General features: G+C 63.5%; 21 protein-coding genes. 14 read left to right on the top strand and 7 right to left on the bottom strand.

Translation table 11 applies throughout. The features are described from left to right. Positions 1-84: 84 nt before the first annotated feature. Both C2134_RS03595 and C2134_RS03590 read right to left on the bottom strand, forming a co-directional pair. Complete coding sequence (locus C2134_RS03595; protein ID WP_103317578.1) at positions 85-945, bottom strand: AraC family transcriptional regulator; 861 nt, start codon at positions 943-945, stop codon at positions 85-87. Between the two features lie 91 nt (positions 946-1,036). Then, a complete protein-coding gene (locus C2134_RS03590) occupies positions 1,037-1,927 on the bottom strand; it encodes a LysR family transcriptional regulator (protein WP_103317641.1) in 891 nt (296 codons plus the stop codon). Positions 1,928-2,088: 161 nt separating this feature from the next. On the opposite strand from C2134_RS03590, the gene C2134_RS03585 reads away from it, so the two are divergent. From C2134_RS03585 to lnt, 12 genes are all read left to right on the top strand, one after another. Continuing rightward, complete coding sequence (locus C2134_RS03585) at positions 2,089-3,312, top strand: tetratricopeptide repeat protein (protein WP_233196343.1); 1,224 nt, start codon at positions 2,089-2,091, stop codon at positions 3,310-3,312. After that, complete coding sequence (locus C2134_RS03580) at positions 3,305-4,246, top strand: DMT family transporter (RefSeq protein WP_199179867.1); 942 nt, start codon at positions 3,305-3,307, stop codon at positions 4,244-4,246. Before C2134_RS03585 ends, C2134_RS03580 begins: the two co-directional genes overlap by 8 nt. A gap of 62 nt (positions 4,247-4,308) precedes the next feature. Continuing rightward, complete coding sequence (locus C2134_RS03575; protein ID WP_158248686.1) at positions 4,309-5,010, top strand: S4 domain-containing protein; 702 nt, start codon at positions 4,309-4,311, stop codon at positions 5,008-5,010. A 128-nt stretch (positions 5,011-5,138) separates the two neighbouring features. Then, a complete protein-coding gene (locus C2134_RS03570) occupies positions 5,139-6,341 on the top strand; it encodes a cation:proton antiporter domain-containing protein (protein WP_103317571.1) in 1,203 nt (400 codons plus the stop codon). 72 nt (positions 6,342-6,413) lie between these two features. Then, positions 6,414-6,794, top strand: coding sequence for a hypothetical protein (locus C2134_RS03565; RefSeq protein ID WP_103317570.1), 381 nt, complete (start codon positions 6,414-6,416; stop codon positions 6,792-6,794). A 30-nt stretch (positions 6,795-6,824) separates the two neighbouring features. Continuing rightward, a complete protein-coding gene (gene miaB, locus C2134_RS03560; RefSeq protein ID WP_103317569.1) occupies positions 6,825-8,159 on the top strand; it encodes a tRNA (N6-isopentenyl adenosine(37)-C2)-methylthiotransferase MiaB in 1,335 nt (444 codons plus the stop codon). 79 nt (positions 8,160-8,238) lie between these two features. After that, positions 8,239-8,526: a YciI family protein gene (locus C2134_RS03555; RefSeq protein ID WP_103317567.1), complete on the top strand. Its 288-nt coding sequence runs from the start codon at positions 8,239-8,241 to the stop codon at positions 8,524-8,526. Continuing rightward, positions 8,523-9,194 (top strand): HAD family hydrolase, encoded by a 672-nt coding sequence (locus tag C2134_RS03550; protein WP_103317566.1) that lies wholly within the window; start codon positions 8,523-8,525, stop codon positions 9,192-9,194. Before C2134_RS03555 ends, C2134_RS03550 begins: the two co-directional genes overlap by 4 nt. Continuing rightward, a complete protein-coding gene (locus C2134_RS03545) occupies positions 9,191-10,150 on the top strand; it encodes a PhoH family protein (RefSeq protein ID WP_103317564.1) in 960 nt (319 codons plus the stop codon). The genes C2134_RS03550 and C2134_RS03545 overlap by 4 nt, the downstream gene beginning before the upstream one ends. Next, complete coding sequence (gene ybeY / locus C2134_RS03540; RefSeq protein ID WP_103317562.1) at positions 10,137-10,643, top strand: rRNA maturation RNase YbeY; 507 nt, start codon at positions 10,137-10,139, stop codon at positions 10,641-10,643. Before C2134_RS03545 ends, ybeY begins: the two co-directional genes overlap by 14 nt. 3 nt (positions 10,644-10,646) lie before the next feature. Then, the gene (locus C2134_RS03535; RefSeq protein ID WP_103317560.1) at positions 10,647-11,498 is read left to right on the top strand and encodes a CorC family transporter; all 852 of its coding nucleotides are present in this window, start codon (positions 10,647-10,649) and stop codon (positions 11,496-11,498) included. 67 nt (positions 11,499-11,565) lie between these two features. Next, positions 11,566-13,056, top strand: coding sequence for an apolipoprotein N-acyltransferase (gene lnt, locus C2134_RS03530; protein WP_103317558.1), 1,491 nt, complete (start codon positions 11,566-11,568; stop codon positions 13,054-13,056). A 91-nt stretch (positions 13,057-13,147) separates the two neighbouring features. Here lnt and C2134_RS03525 read toward each other — a convergent pair whose 3' ends face one another. Beyond that, positions 13,148-14,794 carry a methyl-accepting chemotaxis protein gene (locus C2134_RS03525; RefSeq protein ID WP_103317557.1) on the bottom strand — a complete coding sequence of 549 codons (1,647 nt, stop codon included), beginning with the start codon at positions 14,792-14,794 and terminating at the stop codon, positions 13,148-13,150. Positions 14,795-14,944: 150 nt separating this feature from the next. After that, on the bottom strand, positions 14,945-16,822 hold the full coding sequence (locus tag C2134_RS03520) for a methyl-accepting chemotaxis protein (RefSeq protein WP_103317555.1): 1,878 nt from the start codon (positions 16,820-16,822) through the stop codon (positions 14,945-14,947). A gap of 405 nt (positions 16,823-17,227) precedes the next feature. On the opposite strand from C2134_RS03520, the gene C2134_RS03515 reads away from it, so the two are divergent. Both C2134_RS03515 and C2134_RS03510 read left to right on the top strand, forming a co-directional pair. Next, positions 17,228-18,025 carry an MOSC domain-containing protein gene (locus tag C2134_RS03515; RefSeq protein WP_103317553.1) on the top strand — a complete coding sequence of 266 codons (798 nt, stop codon included), beginning with the start codon at positions 17,228-17,230 and terminating at the stop codon, positions 18,023-18,025. Positions 18,026-18,058: 33 nt separating this feature from the next. Beyond that, entirely contained in the window at positions 18,059-18,973 is a 915-nt protein-coding gene (locus C2134_RS03510; protein WP_103317551.1) for a glutaminase, read from the top strand. Positions 18,974-19,044: 71 nt separating this feature from the next. Here the strand turns inward: C2134_RS03510 and rplQ are convergent, their stop codons facing one another. The 3 genes from rplQ to rpsD are packed head-to-tail and all read right to left on the bottom strand — an operon-like array spanning position 19,045 to position 21,092. Continuing rightward, positions 19,045-19,440, bottom strand: a complete 396-nt coding sequence (gene rplQ, locus C2134_RS03505) for a 50S ribosomal protein L17 (protein WP_011137706.1) — start codon at positions 19,438-19,440, stop codon at positions 19,045-19,047. Positions 19,441-19,464: 24 nt separating this feature from the next. Continuing rightward, entirely contained in the window at positions 19,465-20,448 is a 984-nt protein-coding gene (locus C2134_RS03500; RefSeq protein WP_043627098.1) for a DNA-directed RNA polymerase subunit alpha, read from the bottom strand. 23 nt (positions 20,449-20,471) lie between these two features. Beyond that, positions 20,472-21,092 carry a 30S ribosomal protein S4 gene (gene rpsD / locus C2134_RS03495; RefSeq protein WP_043627100.1) on the bottom strand — a complete coding sequence of 207 codons (621 nt, stop codon included), beginning with the start codon at positions 21,090-21,092 and terminating at the stop codon, positions 20,472-20,474. Positions 21,093-21,100 lie beyond the last annotated feature (8 nt).

Here is a 21,100-nt window from a genome sequence, read left to right as displayed (position 1 = left end):
CGGCGGCGGCGCCCAAATGAACGTGTTGCCTGATGGTTTCAGCATAGTGGATGCGGCTGAGCGGCACAGCCGGCCCAAAGCCCATCAGCGCAGCGGCAGGTACACGTCGGTCAACAGCAAATGCTCAGGCGTGTCGCTGGCCAGGTTCAGATAATGGAAATACACAGGAAAATCGCGCGGCGTCTCGCCGCTGGCCGGCAGCCACGAACGGTACAGATACCACACGCTTTCGCCCAACTGATGGTGCGATCCCTGGTGGCGCACCACCGCGCAGCGGCCGCCGGGAATCTGCTTGGTGACCACGCCCTGCGGGTTGCTTGGCACCGGCGCCGCGACGCTGCCGCAAATGTCAAAACGGAATCGCTCCGGTTCGACGGTTTCCGGGTTGTCGTAGGCGATGCCGTAGGTCTGGCTGCTGGCAATCGGCGACAGGCCGCTCGCCTTGCGCCACTCGATGAAGCGCAGCGCGCTGTCGTTGACCCGCTCCGGCGGTCCCTGGTGCTCCAGCGCGGCGACCATGACAGGCGCGACGGTAACGATTTTGACTTCCATTTCTTCCATCCTCTCACTGACGGGGGGCGTCATCCGCGCATGCCAGCCGGCCCAATCGGGACGGCGACGGAATTCGCTGGGCGATTGCCCCAGCGCCTGCCTGAAGGCGCGCGAAAATGACTCGGGATTGTCGAAACCGCAGTCCAGGGCGATCGCCGTGATGGCGCGCTGCGGCTGAAACGCCAGCCAGTACGATGCCCGGCGCAAGCGTTGCAAGGAGATATAGCGCGCCACGCTCACGCCCAGATACGCCGAGAACTGACGGTGAAAATGGAAGGGCGAAAAATGGGCCACCCGGCTCAACTGTTCCACGCTGAGCGGCTGGTCGAGGTGTCGTTCGATGTAGTTCAACACCGTGCCGAAGCGCCGCGCGTAGCGGTCCGTCTTGTCCATGTCCGTCCTCCATGGCCGCCACTATGCCGCAGCGCGCAGCGGGCTTCTTGACCTGGCTTGCTGTGTTGGCCTTGCCGGCGCAGGCGGGATGTCACACGCCCAACCGCCCCTCGCGCTGCAAACGCGCCGCCAGCTGCAGGAAGGCCCGCGCCGCCGGCGTGGCTTCGCTCTCGCTCAACACCGCCAGCCCGACGCGGCGCTTCACCGGCGGCGACAAAGGCCGGCTGACATAACCGGCCGGATACGGTACCTTGGGCAGCGCCATTTCGGCCACCAGCGTCACCGCCTCGCCGCTGGCGACGATTTCCAGCGTGCTCAGCAGTTGGGCGCAACGGTAACGGATATTCGGCCGCAGACGGGCCGCCTGGAACAGATGGCTGACCAGCTCGGCGGAGCCGGCCTCAGTCAGCACGAAGGGATCGCCGCATAGCTCGGCCAGCGTCACTGCGGGCCTTTCCGCCAAAGCATGATGGGCCGGCAGCACCGCCACCATCTGGTCCTCCAGCAGCACGCAAGTATCGAACCGTGGCTCGGGCAGCACCACGAAGCCGACGTCGATCCGCCGGTCCTGCAGCCATTGCAGCACCAGACGGTCCGGCCCCTCGTCGATATGAATTTCTATGCCGGGATACTGCGCGCGGTAGTGGGCCAGAATGGCCGGCAGCAGCCGCATCGACGAGGTGGGGCCAAACGAGCCGATGCGCAGCGTGCCCTGGCGCATGCCGCGCGCGTCGGCGGCTTCCTGCCGCACCGTCTCCGCCAGACCCAGCATGCCGCGCATCCGCGGTAACAGCTGGCGGCCGATGTCGCTCAACTCCACCCGGCCCTGCCGGCGCTGCAACAACTCGACATCGAGCTCGCGCTCCAGCTGGCGGATGGCGTGCGACACCGCCGATTGCGAGATGCGCAGCCGCGCCGCAGCGGCGGTGAAACCCTGCAGCTCGGCCACTAGCGAGAAAATCTGCAGCTGGGTCAGCGTCATGGTTGCGCCCCAGGTCATGAGTAAAAGCTCATTTTACCATGACTCGCATTCGGCATAAAAATATGCAATTACAAGCAGAACAATCACCACTACCAGCATGCCGGCGGCCCCGCCCGCCCGGACACGGCCATGCCGTCATGCCCGTCACGGAGCCGGACACCATGAATGCATCCTCTTTCGCCGCCACCGACGGCGTTTCGACGCTGTGGCCCGAGATCAACGGCCACTTCCTGTCGCTGCGGGGCATCCCGGACAGCCTGCAGCCGCAAGAGCGCGGCCAGGCCGTCTACCGCCAGATTCTGGTCGGTTTCGACGCCATCACCTCCTGCGAACTGAAGGATCTGTACAAGTTCACCCTCTGTCTGCAGCAGCTGGACAAAGACGAAATCCAGCGCCCGGAGCTGCGGCAACTGGTGGCGGCTTTCCAGGCGTGGGTCTGCTTTGATTACACCGCGGCGCGCCGGCAGTTCCGCCAGCATCTGCGGCAATACCCCACCGACGTGGTCGCGCTGTTCTGCGCCCACATGTTCGACTTCTGCACCAGCCAGACGCCGGAACTGATGCCAGACCTGGCGCTGTTCGATGAACATATCGACGCCAGCCATCCGCTGTATTCGTACTATCTGGGCATCAAAGCCTTCGTCCATGTCGAGGCCGGGCAGCCGCAGCCGGCGCTGAAGCTGGGACTGGAATCGCTGCGCCACTGTCCTGACAACATCTACGGCATCCACGCGGTGGCACACGCGCTGCATGAGCGCGAATGCTGGCAGGAACTGTGCATTTTCCTGGAACAATGCCGCGCGCAGTGGATAGACAATGCCGGCATGCGCATGCACGTCTACTGGCATCTGGCCATCGCCTACGAAAAGAGCGAGCAGGCCGAACGCTCGGTCGAAACCTTTCATGAGATGTACGCGCTGAAGGACAGCCTGTTCGCCAAGCAGGACCTGGACGCCGTCGCCTTCCTGTGGCGATACCGGCTGCGCCACCCGGAGGACCGCCGTTTCGACAGCGAATGGCGCAAGCTGGCAGGCCTGTGGAGCGGCAGCATCGGCTCGTCGATGTCCTACTTCCACCGTCTGCACGCCGCGCTGGCCTTCGCCGCCAGCGAGCAGCCGTTTCTGATCGAAAAACTGATCGCAGAGAGCGACGGTTTCGGCCTGGACGCGGCCACCCATCAGACTGGCATCGCCGTGCTGCAGGCCATCCTGGACTTCGCTCATGGCCGCTACGACGACTGTCAGCGGCGGCTGCGCGATCAGCAATCCCGCTGGGACGTGCTGGGCGGCAGCCGCGCCCAGCGCGAGCTGCTGCCGCTGACGCTGCAGGCCTGCGAACAACGCCGCGCCGCCGCCCGCGCCACGGATGCCGCCCTCCATGCCTGACCGCCACGCCTCGCCCCGCCTCTATCTGCAACTGGCCCTGGTCTCGGTGATCTGGGGCGGCACCTTCATCGCCGGCCGTCTGCTGGCCGGCAGCATGCCGCCGCTGTTGGCCGCCAGCCTGCGCTTCGGCATCGCCAGCCTGACGCTGCTGGCCTTCCTGGCCGCCACGCGCACGCCGCTGGTCCGACCGGACAGCCGACAGGCGCTGCGGCTGCTGCTGTTGGGCTTCTTCGGCATCTTCGGCTACAACCTGTGCTTCTTCTACGGCCTGCAACACGTCAGCGCCGCCCGCGCCTCGCTGATCGTCGCGCTGAATCCGGCGATGATCGCGCTGGCGTCGTTCATCCTGCTGAAAGAAGCGCTGCCGCCGGTCAAACTCTCTGGCGTGGCGCTATGCCTGGCCGGCGCCGGGCTGGTCATCATCGGCAAGAACGGCAACGCGCTGGCCGGCGGCTGGGCCGGCGATCTGCTGATCCTGGGCTGCGTGGCCAGCTGGGTGGTGTACAGCGTCGGCTCGCGCGGCCTATCGCGCAGCCTTGGGCCCTTGCAGACCGTCACCTGGTCCATCCTGCTCGGCACCGCCATGCTGTGGGCGGCCACCTGGGCGCAGGGCGCCGCCGATGTGGCCGCCATCGCCCGGCTGACGCCGGCGCAGTGGGCCGGGCTGCTGTATCTAGGCGCGCTCGGTTCCGCGCTGGCCTATATCTGGTACTACGACGGCATCAAGCAGATAGGCCCCACCCGCTCCGGCGCCTTCATCGCCCTCAATCCGCTGACGGCGGTGCTGCTGGGCGCGGCGCTGCTGGGCGAGCGGTTGACGCCCGCCATGGCGGCCGGCGGCGCGCTGGCCATCGCCGGCATCGTGCTGTGCAATCTCGCCATCGGCCCAGCCTGGCGCAAACCGGCTCAGCCGCTGCCCTCGCGCTCAAGCTAAGTCGTTTGTCAGCCCGCCGCCGCGGGCGGATAATCGCCGTCCGTTTGACGAGGATGCAAACCATGGACGAAATGAAGGTGCGCCTGTCCAAGCGCATGGTGGAACTGGGACTATGCTCGCGGCGCGAGGCCGACGCCTGCATCGAGCAAGGGTTGGTCAAGGTGGACGGTGCCGTCGTCACCACGCTGGGCGCGCGCGTGCTGCCGGAACAGCAGATCACGCTGGCCGGCCAGCCGCAAGCGCTGGCGACGTTGCCGGTCACCCTGCTGCTGAACCGCCCAGCCGGCGACATCGAGCCGCCGGCGCAGCGAGTGGGGCCGGACAGCCGCTCGCCGCAAGATGTCTCCGAGCAAGTCTGGCTGTCGCGCCACCGCCAGCACCTGATAAGCATCGGCGCCGTCGATGAGCTGTGCCACGGCTTGGTTGTCCTGACCCAGGACAAGAAGCTGCCGCGCCGCCTGGCCGAATGCGAAATGGAATTCCTGCTGCAAGTGGAACGCGCACCCGCCGCGGAGGAGTTGAAAGCGCGCGTCGCGGCCATCCGCCTGGACGGCAAGCCCTTGCGCCAGTGCAAGATCAGCCGCCAAAGCGACCATCAACTGCGCTGCGTCGTCTACTCTCCGGGCGCCGGCTTCTTCGATGAAATCAGCCGCCAGCTTGGCGTCCGCCTGCAAGGCGCGCGCTGCATCCGCATCGGCCGCCTCGCCTTGTCCGGCCTGCAGCCGGGAGAATGGCGCTACCTGCAGCCCTTCGAGCGCTTTTAGTTCGCAAGCCGCTCCGATGCGGTCGCGACGGCCTGCATGACGCCGGATTAATATAAGCAAATTTATCGGAACTAGCCTTCTGATATACCGTCTTTATATTATTCAGTCTTTCACGCGGAACTTTGCCCATGCATCACGACACCCCCCTGATCACCACCATCGTCGGCGGCCTGGTGTTTGCCTTCGCGCTTGGCGCCTTGGCCTTACGCCTGCGTCTGCCGCCGCTGGTGGGATATCTCACGGCCGGCATTCTGGTCGGCCCGTTCACGCCCGGCTTCCAGGCCGATACCGTGCTGGCCCCGGAACTGGCGGAACTGGGGGTCATTCTGCTGATGTTCGGCGTGGGCCAGCACTTCTCGATCAAGGATCTGCTGGCGGTCAAGGCCATCGCCGTGCCCGGCGCGCTGGCGCAGATTGCCTTCGCTACGCTGCTGGGCATGGGACTGTCGCACTTCCTGGGCTGGTCGCCGGGCGAAGGCCTGGTATTCGGCCTGGCGCTGTCCGTGGCCAGCACCGTGGTCTTGCTGCGCTCGCTGGAGGAAAACGGCTGGCTGGAGAGCGAGGATGGCAAGATCGCCGTCGGCTGGCTGGTGGTGGAAGACCTGGTGATGGTGATCACCCTGGTGCTGCTACCCGCCTTCGCCGGCATGCTGAACGGCGGCCAGATCGCGCTGTCCTGGTCGCAGCTGGGCTGGACGCTGGCCATCACCATGGCCAAGGTGGCGGCTTTCGTCGCGCTGATGCTGCTGGTGGGACGCCGCTTCATTCCGTGGATGCTGGAGCAGATCGTCCATACCGGCAACCGCGAGCTGTTCCGTCTCGGCGTGCTGGCCACCGCTCTGGGCGTGGCCTATGGCGCCACCCAGCTGTTCCAGATTTCCTTCGCGCTGGGCGCCTTCTTCGCCGGCATGGTGATGGCCGAATCGCCGTTCAGCCATCGCGCCGCCGAGGAGTCGCTGCCGCTGCGCGAGGCTTTCGCCGTGCTGTTCTTCGTCTCGGTCGGCATGCTGCTGGACCCGGAGGTGTTGCTGAAAGATACCGCCGTGCTGCTGGCCACGGTCTTCATCATCGTCATCGGCAAGTCGGCGATGGCCTACGGCATCGTGCGCCTGTTCCGCCGCAGCCACCACACCAGCCTGCGCATCGCCGCCAGCCTGTCGCAGATCGGCGAATTCTCGTTCATTCTGGCCGGCCTGGGCATCTCGCTCGGCTTGCTCAGCGCGCGGGGCCAGGCGCTGATTCTGGCCGGCGCCATTGTTTCCATCCTGCTCAACCCGATGATGTTCGCGCTGGCGGAGCGCTATGCCGCCAGATCGACGGCCAAAGCCTGAACACTCAAAAAAACAATTGAACGGCGCAGCCGCCAGCTATGGTAGAATCGCGCGCAACATGTTCAATTTGCTATGAAAAAACTCATCGCCGCCTTCTGCCTGCTGTGCCTGGTCCTGCCGGTTTCGGCAGGCCGCCTGCTGCCCGACAACCTGGTGGTCGGCACGCTGGGCACCATGGACGAAACCGGCATTGATTTCGTCCGCGGCGACCGCACGCTGCTGCAGCGGCTGGGCGCGCTGATCGCGGCGGAATCCAGCCATTTTGCGCTGGCGCCGGGCGTGCGCATCCTCGATGACCACAACCGCTTCCTGCTGAGCGGGCAATTGAACCACCTGAACGGCCGCACCGTCGGTGTGACCTTCGATCAGCAAGGCAACATCAACCGCATCTGGGTGCTGGGCGATGAGGAAATCGAGGCGCAGAAACAGCGCCAGGCCCAGACCTCTCCCTGAAACCGAATACAGCTGGAAACCCGAGTAGCAATGAAGAAGGTATACATCAAGACCTTCGGCTGCCAGATGAACGAGTACGATTCCGACAAGATGGCGGACGTGCTGGGCAGCGCCGAAGGCATGGTCAAGACGGACAATCCGGAAGAAGCCGACGTCATCCTGTTCAACACCTGTAGCGTGCGCGAAAAGGCGCAGGAAAAGGTGTTTTCCGACCTGGGCCGCATCCGCCCGCTGAAGGAGGCCAACCCCAACCTGATCATCGGCGTGGGCGGCTGCGTGGCCAGCCAGGAAGGCGAAGCCATCGTCAAGCGCGCGCCGTACGTGGACGTGGTGTTCGGCCCGCAGACGCTGCACCGGCTGCCGGACCTGATCCAAAGCCGCCAGCAAAGCGGCCGCTCCCAGGTGGACATCTCCTTCCCGGAAATCGAGAAGTTCGACCACATCCCGCCGGCCAAGGTGGATGGCGGCGCGGCTTTCGTCTCCATCATGGAAGGTTGTTCCAAATACTGCTCGTTCTGCGTGGTGCCGTACACCCGCGGCGAGGAAGTGTCGCGCCCGTTCGAGGACGTGCTGACCGAAATCGCCGGCCTGGCCGCCCAGGGCGTCAAGGAAATCACCCTCCTGGGCCAGAACGTCAACGCCTATCGCGGCATGATGAGCGACGGCGAGATCGCCGACTTCGCCCTGCTCTTGGAATACGTGCATGAAGTGCCGGGCGTGGAGCGCATCCGCTTCACCACTAGCCACCCGCGCGAGTTCTCCCAGCGCATCATCGATTGCTACGCCAAGCTGCCCAAGCTGGTCTCCCACCTGCACCTGCCGGTGCAGAGCGGCTCCGACCGCGTGCTGATGGCGATGAAGCGCGGCTACACCGGCCTGGAATACAAGTCCATCATCCGCAAGCTGCGCGCCATCCGGCCGGACCTGTGCCTGAGCTCCGACTTCATCGTCGGCTTCCCTGGCGAAACCGAGGCGGACTTCGAACAGACGCTGAAACTGGTGCGCGATTGCGAGTTCGACTTCAGCTTCGTCTTCATCTACAGCCCGCGCCCCGGCACGCCGGCGGCCAACCTGCCGGACGACACGCCACATGCAGAGAAGGTGCGCCGTCTGGAAGCGCTGAACGAGGTCATCGAGGCCAAGGGCTTCGCCATCAACCAGTCCATGGTCGGCACCGTGCAGCGCGTGCTGGTGGAAAATGTATCGAAGCGGGATGCCTCCATGCTGGCGGCGCGCACCGCGAACAACCGCGTGGTCAACTTCGCCGGCCACCCGCGCCTGCTGGGCCAGATGATAGACGTCAAGATCACCGCCGCCTTCCCGCATTCGCTGGCCGGCGAGGTGGTGACCAGCGAAAGCGCCTGACCGTGCGCCGGCTCGGCTTGCTAGGCAACGCAGATTGCGTGGCGTATGCTGGGCCGGTTTCCCGCACGGAGGATGAAGCATGTTCATCGTTTCGCTGACCTATACCGCCCCCTTGTCCGACGTGGACGCCCTGCTTCCGGCCCATGCGGCTTGGCTGCAGCAAGCTTACGCCGACGGCCTGTTCCTGGCCTCCGGCCGCAAAGTGCCGCGCGACGGCGGCGTGATCCTGGCGCGCGGCGAACGCGCCGCGCTGGAAGCCCGCTTGGCGCAGGACCCGTTCGCCAAGGGCGGCGTGGCGCGTTACGACATCATCGAGTTTGCGCCGAGCATGGTCGCCCCCGGCCTGGAAAGCCTGCAGCAAGCATGAAGGCGAGCGGCATCAAGGCCCTGTTGCTGGACCTGGACGACACCCTGTTCGACGACAGCCATGCCACCACGCAGGCCTTTGCCTCCTTCATCGCGCCGCACGCCGCCCGCTTCGCCGAATCCGAAACCGAGCTGCTGCGCCGCTGGCGCGCCTGCGTCGATCGCCACTGGCGGCGTTTCGAAAGCGGCGAGCTGACGATAAAACAGCAGCGCCATGAACGGCTGCGCGATTTTCTCGGCCTGCCGCAGCTGGCGGAAGACGAAGCCGCGCGGCTGTTTCAGCCTTACATGGACGCCTATCGCCGCCATCGTCGGCTCACGCCCGGCGCCGCGGCCTTTCTCGACGCCACCCGCCACCTGACGCGCATCATCGTCAGCAACGGCAGCGCGGAACAGCAGCGAGCCAAACTGCGGCACCTGGGCATCGCTCATCACTTCCGTCATGTCGTCACGGTGGACGAGGCCGGCGCGGCCAAGCCCGACCCGCGTTTTTTCCGGTATGCGCTGGCGCTGGAAAACCTGGCGCCGGCCGCTTGCCTGATGGTGGGCGACGATCCGGTACGCGACATCGCCCCGGCGCGACAGCTGGGCATGGCGGCCCGCCATGTCTCACACGGCCGCCACGCCATCGTTTTTGAACAGTTAAGCCAACAATTGCACAACGCATGAGCACGAGCGAATCCCTGAGCTTCAACCCGGTGGACAACGACAGGCTGGCCCGCCTTTCCGGCCCGCTGGACGAAAACCTGAAACAGATCGAAACCGGACTGGATGTGATCATCCAGCGCCGCGGCGAAGCCTTCCGCGTGCAGGGCCCGGCCGCCAAGCAGGCGGTGGAAGCGCTAACCCGCCTCTATCTGCAGGCCGCGGAGCAGGACATCTCCATCCACGATGTCCAGCTGTCATTGGTGGAGCTGCGCCAGCAGCCCTCCAGCGCCGAGCAGGAGGAATCGCCGGTGCTGGCGACGCGCCGCGGCGACCTGCGCGGCCGCACGCCAAACCAGGCGCGCTACATCAAGGCCATCCAGCAGCACGATGTCACCTTCGGCATCGGCCCGGCCGGCACCGGCAAGACCTATCTGGCCGTCGCCTGCGCGGTGGACGCGATGGAGCGCGACGCGGTCAAGCGCATCGTGCTGGTGCGCCCGGCGGTGGAAGCCGGCGAAAAGCTGGGCTTCCTGCCCGGCGATCTGGCGCAGAAGGTGGACCCGTATCTGCGGCCGCTATACGACGCGCTGTACGACCTGATGGGTTTCGACCGCGTCACCCGGCTGTTCGAGAAAAACCTGATCGAGATCGCGCCGCTGGCCTATATGCGCGGCCGCACGCTGAATCACGCCTTCATCATCCTGGACGAGGCGCAGAACACCACGCCTGAGCAGATGAAGATGTTCCTGACCCGCATCGGCTTCGGCTCCAAGGCGGTGATCACCGGCGACGTGACCCAGATCGACCTGGCGCGCCATCAAAAGAGCGGCCTGGTCGAAGTGGAGCGCATCCTCGGCCAGGTGCGCGGCATCCATTTCCATCATTTCACCAGCCACGACGTGGTGCGCCATCCCCTGGTGCAGAAAATCGTCGATGCCTACGATCAATACCAAAGCAAGCAAGATGAAAAAAGCTAAACGCAACCCGCTGCTGGCCCGTCTGGCGGCGCGGCTGGAGCTGACTCTGGACGTGCGCAGCGACGCCGTCCAGCTGCCGGAGCCGGCGCTGATCCGCCGCGCCTGCCAGGCCGCCCTGCAGCGCGACGTCAAACACGCCCAGGTCAGCATCGTCATCGTCGACGCCGCTGAAGGCCGTCAGCTCAACAAGGACTACCGCGGCAAGGATTATGCGACCAACGTCCTGTCCTTCGCGCTGAACGAGGGCGAAACGGTGGCAGGCCTGCCCTTGTTCGGCGACTTGGTGCTGTGCGCGCCGGTCGTCGAAAAAGAAGCCGCCGAGCAAAACAAGGACCTGATGGCGCATTATGCCCACCTCTTGGTGCACGGCATGTTGCACCTGCAAGGCTTCGATCACGAGGCGGACGACGAGGCCGAAGTGATGGAAGCGCTTGAAACCGTCATCGTTAAACAGCTAGGATATCCCGATCCCTACCACGAGGAGCACCTCTAAGAAATGGAAGACCCCAGTAAACCGCGACCCAGTTGGCTTGAACGCCTGTCCACCATGCTCATGCGCGAGCCGGAGGACCGCGAGGATCTGATCGAGCTGCTGCACAACGCTTTCGAACGCAACCTCCTGGATGCCGAAGCCCTCGGCATGATCGAGGGGGTGCTCGAAGTCAGCGAACTGACTGTCCGGGACGTGATGATCCCGCGCAGCCAGATGCACGTGCTCAACATCGACGATCCGATCTCGCGTTTTTTGCCGACTGTGATCGACAGCGGCCACTCGCGCTTCCCGGTGATAGGCGAAAGCAAGGATGATGTGCAAGGCATCCTGCTGGCCAAGGAATTGCTGCGTTACTTCCATGCGCCCGCCACCTTCAATCTGAAGAATGTGCTGCGCCCGGCCGTGTTTGTGCCGGAATCCAAGCCGCTGAACGTGCTGCTGCGCGACTTCCGCGCCACCCACAACCACATGGCGGTGGTGGTGGACGAATACGGCGGCGTCTGCGGCCTGGTCACCATCGAGGACGTGATCGAACAGATCGTCGGCGACATCGAAGACGAATACGATATCGACGACGAGGAAGACGACATCGTCCCGGTGCGCGGCAACGAGCGCTACCGCGTCAAGGCGCTGACCGAGATCGAAGACTTCAACCATTACTTCGGCACCGAATATTCCGATGACGACGTCGACACCGTCGGCGGCCTAGTCATCTCGCTGACCGGCCACCTGCCCAAGCGCGGCGAGAAGATCGAGGCCGCCGGCCTGCGCTTCACCGTGCTGCGCGCCGACAGCCGCCGCCTGGACACGCTGCTGGTGGAGCGCATCCAGGCCTCTGTCGGCATGTCGGAATAAGGCCTATGCTGAAAGCGGCTGGCTTCGGCCAGCCGCCTCCCCACTACTGCACACGATACGCTAGCCGATGAGAATCCTGTTCCTGCTGCTGGCCGCCGCGCTAGCCGGCGCCCTGACCCTGTTCGCCTTCGCCCCCTATCGGATGTTCTGGCTGATGCCGTTGTGCCTGGCCGCGCTGATCGAGCTGCTGCAGCGCGAACCGCGCCGCGCCTTCTGGATAGGCTATGTCTGGAGCTTCTCCGCCTATGCCAGCAATTTCAAATGGATCTACGACAGCCTGCATGACGTGGCCGGCCTGCCGGCCTGGATTGCCGCGCCGCTGGTGCTGCTGTTGCCGGCCTATCTGGGACTGTACCCCGGCTTGGCATCGTGGATTGCCTGCCGCATCGACTCGCGCCCCTCGGTACGCTGGCTGATCGCCTTTCCCGCAGCCTGGGAACTGGGCGAGTGGCTGCGCAGCTGGGTGATGACCGGTTTCCCCTGGGCCGCCGCCGGCTACTCCCAGATCACGGAAAGCCCGCTGTCCGGCTACGCGCCTATCGGCGGCATCCATCTGGTCAATTATCTGGTGGCGCTGTCGGCCGGCGGGTTGGTCATGCTGGCGCGAGGCGGCATGCGCCAGCGGCTGGCCATACTGCTGGCCGCCGCGCTGGTATGGAGCAGCGGCTTCTGGCTGCGCGACCGGGAGTGGACCACCCCGGACGGCAAGCCCATCACCGTGGCGTTGGCCCAAGGCAATATCGCGCAAGAGATGAAGTGGTCGCCGGAGAATCTGGAGCAATCGCTGCTGACCTACTACCGCCAAGTGGCGAAAACCCGCGCCGACCTGATGATCCTGCCGGAAACCGCGCTGCCCTTGTTTCTGGACGATCTGCCGTCCGGCTATCTGACCATGATGCGCGGCGAGGCCAAGCGTTCCGGCATGGCGCTGGCCAGCGGCGTGCCGCGCCGCACCAATGACGGCCGCGGCTACCTGAATGCCGTGGTGGCGCTGAGCGACCCGAAGATGCCCTACTACGCCAAGGACCATCTGGTGCCGTTCGGCGAGTTCGTGCCGCTGCCGGGCTTGATCGGCTGGATCTACCAGCATATGGACATGCCGCTTTCCGGCTTCAGCCGCGGCGGCGCCAACCAGCCGCCGCTGGAGCTGGCCGGGCACAAGGTGGCGTTCAACGTCTGCTATGAGGACAGTTTCGGCGAAGAGCTGATCGGCCCCGCCTCCAAGGCCGGCATGTTGGCCAACGTCAGCAACCTGGCCTGGTTCGGCAAGAGCGAGGCCATGAGCCAGCACCTGCAGCTGTCGCAGGCGCGTTCGCTGGAAACCGGCCGTTACATGCTGCGCGCCACCAATAACGGCATGACGGCCATCATCCGGCCGGACGGCGAGATTTCCGCCATCGCCGCGCCGTTCACCACCCAGGTGCTGACCGGCTTCGCCGAGAGCCGCCAGGGGCTGACGCCGTATATGCAAGTTGGCAATCTGCCGGTGGTGGCCGGCTGCGGCGCCTTGCTGCTGCTGGCGCTCGCCCTGGGCTGGCGCCGGCGCGGCCGCTATTGAGCCAGGGCATGAAAACATAAAGCGGCGGCGCGTCCCTCAACGCGCCGCCGCTTTTTCCATGACACGCTCCCCATCCGGGGAAGCGGCTGCCTTACTTATCGACGCTGAAGCGCGATACCAGCTGACGCAGATTGGCCGCCAATTGGTGCATATTGTGGATGGCCTGCGAAGCCGCATTCGACGCCGCGGCATTGCTGGTGGCGCTCTGCGCGATTTTTTCCACATGCTCGGCGATATGCTGGCTGGCCACGCTCTGCTCCTGCAGCGCGAAGGCGATGTCTCCCACCACATCGATCACCCCATTGGCGCTGTCCTGAATCCGCGCGATCTCCGCCCCGGCCTGTTCGGCCAGACCCAAACCGGACTTCACCCGCGCCACCGCCTCCTCCATGCTGTGGCGGGAATGCTCGGCACCCTGCTGCACATCCTGGATCATGGCGGCGATCTCCTGCGTCGCCTGCGCCGTACGCTCGGACAACTTGCGCACCTCGTCCGCCACCACGGCGAAGCCGCGCCCCATTTCTCCGGCGCGCGCCGCCTCGATCGCCGCGTTCAGCGCCAGCAGATTGGTCTGATCGGCGATGTCGCGAATCACCTGCATGATGCTGGAAATGGTCTGCGTCTTGCCGGCCAGGCTGGTGATGATGCCGGAAGTCTGATCGACCGCGTCGTTGATACGGCGCATCTCATCCACCGCCTCCGCGATCACCGCGCCGCCGCTCTTGGACAATGTGCCGGACTCTTTGGCCAGATCGCGCGCGTCCTGCGAGCGGTCGGAAATATGATTGACGCTGACCGTCAGTTGCTCAATCGACGCCGCCATCGCCGTGGCGGCCGAGCTTTGCTGCTCTGAACCGCGCCCGACGGCCTCCGCCTCGCTGGTCACTTCCTTGCTGACCAGGGACAGCTGATGGGCGCCATCCACGATGTCGCGCACCAGCCGTTGCAACTCCTGCTGCATGGTGCTGACCGCGGCCATCAGGCTGCTGCTGTCGCCGGCGCGGACCACAACCGGCTCTGACAAGCGGCCGGCCGCGATGCGCTTGACCACCGCCACCGTATCTTGCGGATCGCCGCCCAGCTGCCCCAGGACATTGCGCAGAATCATGCCGCCCAAACTCAGCAACAGCAGCAGCGCCAGCAGCATCAAGCCGCCCAGCCACAACAGCTCATGCCGGAACGCGGCCTCGACGTCATCCAGATAGATGCCGGAGCCGACGATCCAATGCCAACGCGGCGTGGTCGTCACATAGGACAGCTTGGGCTGCGGCGTAGAAAAGCCCGGCTTGCTCCACACATACTCGCCGAATCCGCCGCCGCCGGGCGACGAGATCGCGTTTTGAAACAGCGTCTTCAGCTCGACGCCATTCGGGTCTTTCACCCCCGCCAGATTCTTTCCGATCAATTCCGGCTTGGCGCCATGCGCGACATAGGTCCAGTCGGCATCATAGGCAAAGAAATAGTCTGACTTGTCGTAATGCATCGAACTGAGCACTTTGGACACCGTGCGCTTGGCATCGGCCTCGCTGATCTTGCCGCTGTCCACCAGCTGCTCGTAGGCGCTCACCAGGGAAACCGCGCTTTCCACCAAGTTGCGCACCTTATCCTGCCGGTCCTGCATCATGCTATGCCGCTGGTTGAACACGCTGATCACACCCAGCACACAGACCACCAACACCGCAATCAGCATCAACCCCTGCAGACGGACCTTCAGGCTCAATCCCGTCGCTTTTTCCATCGCCCGCTCCTTCCCACCCACCTGCCGCTTATTGTTCTATCCACAGCCAGGCTACGCGCAGCCTGGACACCGCGCCCCCGCGCGGCACCGTCCCCTGGTGTAAAAAAGCCCGGATAATCCGGGCTTTCCGCCGTCAGTCGCGGCGCTGGCTCATACGTGGAAACTCGAGAACAGCTGCCGCATATTGTTGGCCGACTGCGTCAGGCTGGACAGCGTGTCGCGCACCGTCTGCAAAGCGTCGTCGCTGTCCACGATGCGGCCGTTGATCTGCTCGGTGCTCTGCGCGATCAGGGTGGTGGCCTTGTGCTGCTCGCTGGTGGACAAGGTGATTTCGTTCATCTTGGCCATGACTTCCTGCATCGCCTGCTGGATCTGCTCGATGCGCTCCACCGCGCTCTGCGTCAGCTCCACGCCGCCATCCACCGAGTTGACGGTGCGCTGCATATTGTTCACCGCTTGGCTGGTTTCCTCGCGTATGGTGCCGACCATGCCGGAGATTTCCACCGTCGCCTGGCCGGTGCGCTCGGCCAGCTTGCGCACCTCGTCGGCCACCACGGCGAAGCCGCGGCCCATCTCGCCGGCGCGGGCGGCCTCGATCGCCGCGTTCAGCGCCAGCAGATTGGTCTGGTCGGCAATGTCCTTGATCACATTGGTGATGCCGCTGATTTGCTGAGAGCGCTGGTCCAGAGAAACCAGCATGCTGGACAGGCCCTTGACCGCATCCACCGTGCTGTTCATCTCATTGGAGATGCGCAGCATACCGCTGGCGCTCTCGCTGGAGACATCGCCGGTGTGATTGACCAGCGTGTCCGCTTCGCGCGCCGCATCAGCGATATGCGAGATGCTGACGGTGATCTCCTCCAGCGTGGCGGCGTTGGAGCTTGACACGTCGGCGATCTGGCGCGAGTCGTGCGCCACCTTGTCCACCGTGTGGGTGACGCTTTCGACGCCGTTGGTCACGCGCTCGGCCTCTTCCTTCACCGCCAGGAACATCTTCTGCAGCTGATCGATGAAGCGGTTGAAGGCGGTGGCGGTTTCGGCGATTTCGTCCTGACCGCTAACCTGGATGCGGCGAGTCAGGTCGCCCTCGCCCTGGGAAATTTCCAGCATCGCGCCGCGCAGTCGGCCCAAGCCGGACAGCATCTTGCTCAGTATCACGCTGGCCACGACCGCCAGGATGGCGACGCACACCGCGCCCAGGCCGATGATGGTCAACAGCAGAGTGCGCAAAGGATTGGTCACGACCGACTCATCAGTCACCACGCCCAGCAGCCAGTTGGTGCCTTCCACCGGCTGGACTTCCACCAACTTGTTCTCGCCGCCGATCTGCACCGGCACCATGCCGTTGCTCGCCGCCAACTGCGTCAAGCGCTCGCCGGTCAGCTCAGGTACTTTTTCGGTCAGCGGTTTCAGCGTCAGGCTGCCGTCCGGGTGGGCGATCACTTTGCCGGTCTTGTCGACCAGGAAGGCATAGCCGTTGCCGCGCAATTTCACCGACAACACGGTCTTCACCAGGTCGTCGATGAAGATGTCGCCGCCCACCACCGCCTTCAAGCCGCTGCCGTCTTTGACCGGGGAGACGAAGGTGACCACCAGTTTTTTGGTGTCGAAGTCCACATAGGGATCGGATACGCCGGGATTGCCGCTGGCCGCCGCCTGCTGATACCACGGCCGCGCCACCGGGTCATAACCCTGCGGCTGCGGCTTCATGTCCGAACGTATCATCACGTGCTGCGCGGTGCCGATATAGGTCATGTCGAAGCCGCCAGCCTGGCTCAGCCGCGCCAGCGTTTGCCGAGGATCCTGATCAGCCACCAGCGGGTTGGCCGCGATCACCACGCCCACCTTGCTCTTGTACCAGCTGGCCACCAAGCCGGCATAGCCCTTCGAGGTGCCATCCAGCTCATTCTCCACGCCTTGGATGATTTCATTGCGCATCTGGCCGTAAACCAGGATCGTGATCACAACGCCCAGCACCACCAGCAGCAGGGCAATAAAAGCAATCAGCTTGACTCGCAAAGAGCGCATACCACTTCCTCCAGATCCCCAATCGCTTGCGAAGCCATCACAGCTTGGAACTTCGCCGTGTCTGGCACCATCTATCATGTCTTTACCTACTCAGGTTTAGCCCGTAATCGCGCAAAGCTCAACGGATAAACCGTAACACAACCATCTTTCCTCGCAGCTTGGCGCCATTTAGTGTCCGTACCGGCCTGCCAAGCACTTCCGCAGAAATCGTCCGACAATCTGCCGCGCCCCCAATGTAAATTGCCGGTGAAATATATGCAATGGTTCTCTTACAAACCTACCGCAACAAACCATGTGTTTTAGTTAAAGATTTTGTCATAGCCATTTTCTGCCACTTGCAGTCCCCGCAACTACCCATCCGCCTGATGAGCTGATAGCATCGCAGCAAATCGATGGAGCCACGCCATGCAACTGACATCCCTGTTTGTCCACCCGCTTAAATCGACACGCGGCATCGCCACCACCCGCGCCTACGCCGGCAAACTGGGCCTGCTGCATGACCGTGAATGGCTGATCGTCAGCCCCGATGGGAAACAGATCACCGCCCGCACCCATCCGCACCTGCTCAGGTTGAAAGTCGAGCTACTGCCGGGCGGCATCCTGCTGCACTATCCGGACAAGCCGCCGATTTTCGCCATGGCCACCGTCTACACCCACCCCCATCCCGCGCAGGTATGGAAGGACAGCTTCGCTGCCTGCCACGGCGATGCCCGCGTCGATGCTTGGCTGTCCGACATTGTCGGCGCCGACTGCCGCTTGCTCTGGCTGGGCGCCGAATCCCAGCGCCCCTACCTGGATGACTCGGACAAAATGAGCTTTGCCGACGGCCACCCGTATCTGTTGGTCAACCAAGCCTCGCTCGATGCGCTCAACCGCGAGCTGCAGCACCCCGTCAGCCTGCGTCATTTTCGGCCCAATCTGGTCGTCGATGGCGACTACCCGTGGATCGAGGACGAATGGCAACGCATCCGCATCGGCGAAGTCGAATTTGAAATCACCGGGCCGTGCACGCGCTGCGTGTTGACCACGGTCGATCCGCAAAGCGGTGAAAAGGATCCCGGCGGCGAACCGCTGCAGACGCTGGTGCGCACGCGCCGGCGGGAAGAGGGCGTCTGCTTTGGCGTCAATCTGCGCGCCTGCAATGAGGGCATCCTGACCTTAGGCGATTCCGTCGAAATCCTCAGCGAGCGTTACAGCTTCTAGACTGCCGGCCCACGCCATGATTAAAATCTGTCGATGAATCTGCAAGCGCTTATTGAAGATATCCGGCAGCAAGTGCTGCCTTTCTACGATCAAGGCCAGGTAGCCGACTACATCCCTGCCCTGGCCTCGGTCGCTCCGCACCAGTTCGGCTTCGCCATCCATACGCTGGATGGCCAGCAATTCGCCTGCGGCGACGCCGACACGCCGTTTTCCATGCAAAGCATCAGCAAGGCCTTCATGCTGGCGCTGACGCTGCAAGTCGACGGGGAGACGCTGTGGCGCCATGTCGGCAAGGAACCGTCCGGCAATCCCTTCAACTCGCTGGTGCAGCTGGAATACGAGCACGGCATCCCGCGCAATCCCTTCATCAATGCCGGCGCCCTGGTCGTGACCGATCGCGCCATGGGCCACTTCGGCGATGCCCATCGCCATCTGCTGCATTGGCTGCGCCAGGAAACCGGCAACCCCAAGCTGGATGCCGATCCTGTCATTGCCGCATCGGAGCGCGAGCACGGCGACCGCAATGCGGCATTGGCCCACTTCATGAAAAGTTACGGCAATATCGATCACGCGGTGCAGACCGTGTTGGCGCAATACTTCGATAGCTGCAGCATCGCGCTGACTTGCCGCGAGCTGGCACGCGCCGGGCTATTTCTCGCCAACCATGGCGTGTCGCCACTGACCGGTGAACGATACCTGAGCCGCAGCCAGGCCAAACAGGTGAATGCCGTCATGTTGACCTGCGGCACCTACGATGCCGCTGGCGAATTTGCTTATCGCGTTGGCTTGCCGGTCAAGAGCGGCGTAGGAGGGGGCTTGCTGGCGGTGATCCCAGGCAAGATGAGCATTGCGGTATGGAGCCCGCAACTGGACAGCCGCGGCAATTCGGTGCTGGGTTTGGAAGCGCTGGACCGCTTCACGACGCGAACGGGCTTATCGATTTTCTAGATTGGCGCGGCGCATACAGGCATGAAAAAAGCCAGCTCAAGCGAGCTGGCTTTTTTCTGCAACTTCGTCGATTACTCAGCGGAGTTGTCTTCAACGGCAACGGCATCTTCCGGACGGTCCACCAGCTCTACCAGAGCCATCGGGGCGTTGTCGCCCTTGCGGAAACCGTACTTCAGGATACGCACGTAACCACCGTTGCGGGTAGCGTAGCGCGCGCCGAGCACGTCAAAGAGTTTAACCACGATTTCGCGGTCACGGGTGCGGTCAAACGCCAGACGACGGTTGGCGAGAGACGGCTTCTTGCCGAGCGTGATGAGCGGCTCGGCCACACGACGCAGTTCCTTGGCCTTCGGCAGCGTGGTCACGATAACTTCGTGCTTCAGCAGCGAGTTGGCCATGTTGCGCAGCATCGCCAGACGATGGCTGGTCGTGCGGTTCAGTTTACGATTACTGTAACGATGACGCATTGTTAATGTCCTTTAGTCTCAAACTTACGGCTTTTCCAGACCAGCCGGAGGCCAGTTCTCGAGCTTCATGCCGAGAGTCAGGCCCTTGGAAGCGAGAACTTCTTTGATCTCGTTCAGCGACTTGCGGCCGAGGTTCGGTGTCTTCAGAAGCTCGGTTTCGGTACGCTGGATCAGATCGCCGATGTAATAAATGTTCTCTGCTTTCAGGCAGTTGGCCGAACGGACCGTCAGTTCAAGATCGTCTACCGGACGCAGCAGGATCGGATCGATCGGCGGCGCCTTTTCAACGACTTCTTCAACCGCTGTGCCTTGGAGATCAGCAAAGATCGACAGCTGATCCATCAGGATGCGGGCTGCGTTGCGCACAGCCTGCTCCGGCTCGATGACGCCGTTGGTCTCGATGTCGAGAACCAGGCGGTCGAGGTCGGTACGCTGTTCCACACGGGCGCTTTCCACAGCAAAGCTCACGCGGCGAACCGGCGAGAAGGAAGCGTCCAGTTGGATGGTACCGATGGAACGGTTGTCGTCATGGCTGGTGCGGACGGACACCGGCTGATAGCCGCGGCCCTTCTCCACCTTGACCTCCATGTCGATCTTGCCGCCAGCGGAGATGTGACAAATCACGTGTTCCGGATTGATCACTTCCACGTCGTGCGGCAGCTCGATATCGCTAGCCAAGACAGCGCCCTCGCCTTCCTTTTTCAAGGTCAGCACGACACTGTCGCGACCATGCAGCTTAAGCACTACGCCCTTGAGGTTGAGGAGGATGTCAACGACATCCTCCCGCACGCCATCAAGTGCGGAATACTCATGCAAAACGCCAGCGATAGTCACTTCGGTCGGAGCATAGCCCGGCATCGACGACAGCAGAATACGGCGCAGCGAATTGCCCAGGGTATGGGCGTAGCCGCGCTCGAACGGCTCCATCGACACGCGAGCGTGGGTGGCGGAAACCGGCTGTACGTCAATCAGACGAGGTTTCAGAAATTCCGAAGCGCTGTTTTGCATAGTCATTCCCTAAGAGCTAGCGATTACTTGGAGTAGAATTCCACAACGAGTTGTTCGTTGATATCGCTAGACAGTTCGGAACGTTCCGGAGCGGATTTGAAGACGCCTTCCATTTTCTTGGAGTCAACGGACACCCAAGTCGGGAAGCCGCCTTGCTCAGCCAGAGCCAGGCCTTCGACGATACGAGCCTGCTTCTTGGCCTTTTCGCGGACGGACACTACGTCACCGGCTTTAACCTGGTAGGACGGAATGTTCACAACCTGGCCGTTCACAACGATAGCCTTGTGGCTGACCAGCTGGCGCGCTTCGGCGCGAGTGGAGCCAAAGCCCATGCGATATACAACATTGTCCAGGCGGGACTCAAGCAGCTTCAGCAGGTTTTCACCCGTGGAGCCCTTGCGGCGAACAGCTTCCGCAAAGTAGTTGCGGAACTGACGCTCGAGTACGCCGTAGATGCGGCGGATTTTCTGCTTTTCACGCAGCTGAACGCCGTAGTCGGACAGGCGGCCGCGACGGGCGCCATGCTGACCAGGAGCGGTGTCCAGTTTGCATTTGGAATCCAGTGCACGACGCGCGCTCTTCAGGAAAAGGTCGGTGCCTTCACGACGAGCGAGCTTACACTTCGGGCCAATATAACGTGCCATGTTCTCAC

The sequence above is a fragment of the Chromobacterium sinusclupearum genome (assembly GCF_002902845.1).
Taxonomy (GTDB): Bacteria; Pseudomonadota; Gammaproteobacteria; order Burkholderiales; family Chromobacteriaceae; genus Chromobacterium; species Chromobacterium sinusclupearum.
Note: the sequence above shows the minus strand (reverse complement) of the source record. Positions and strands in the feature narration are given on the sequence as shown.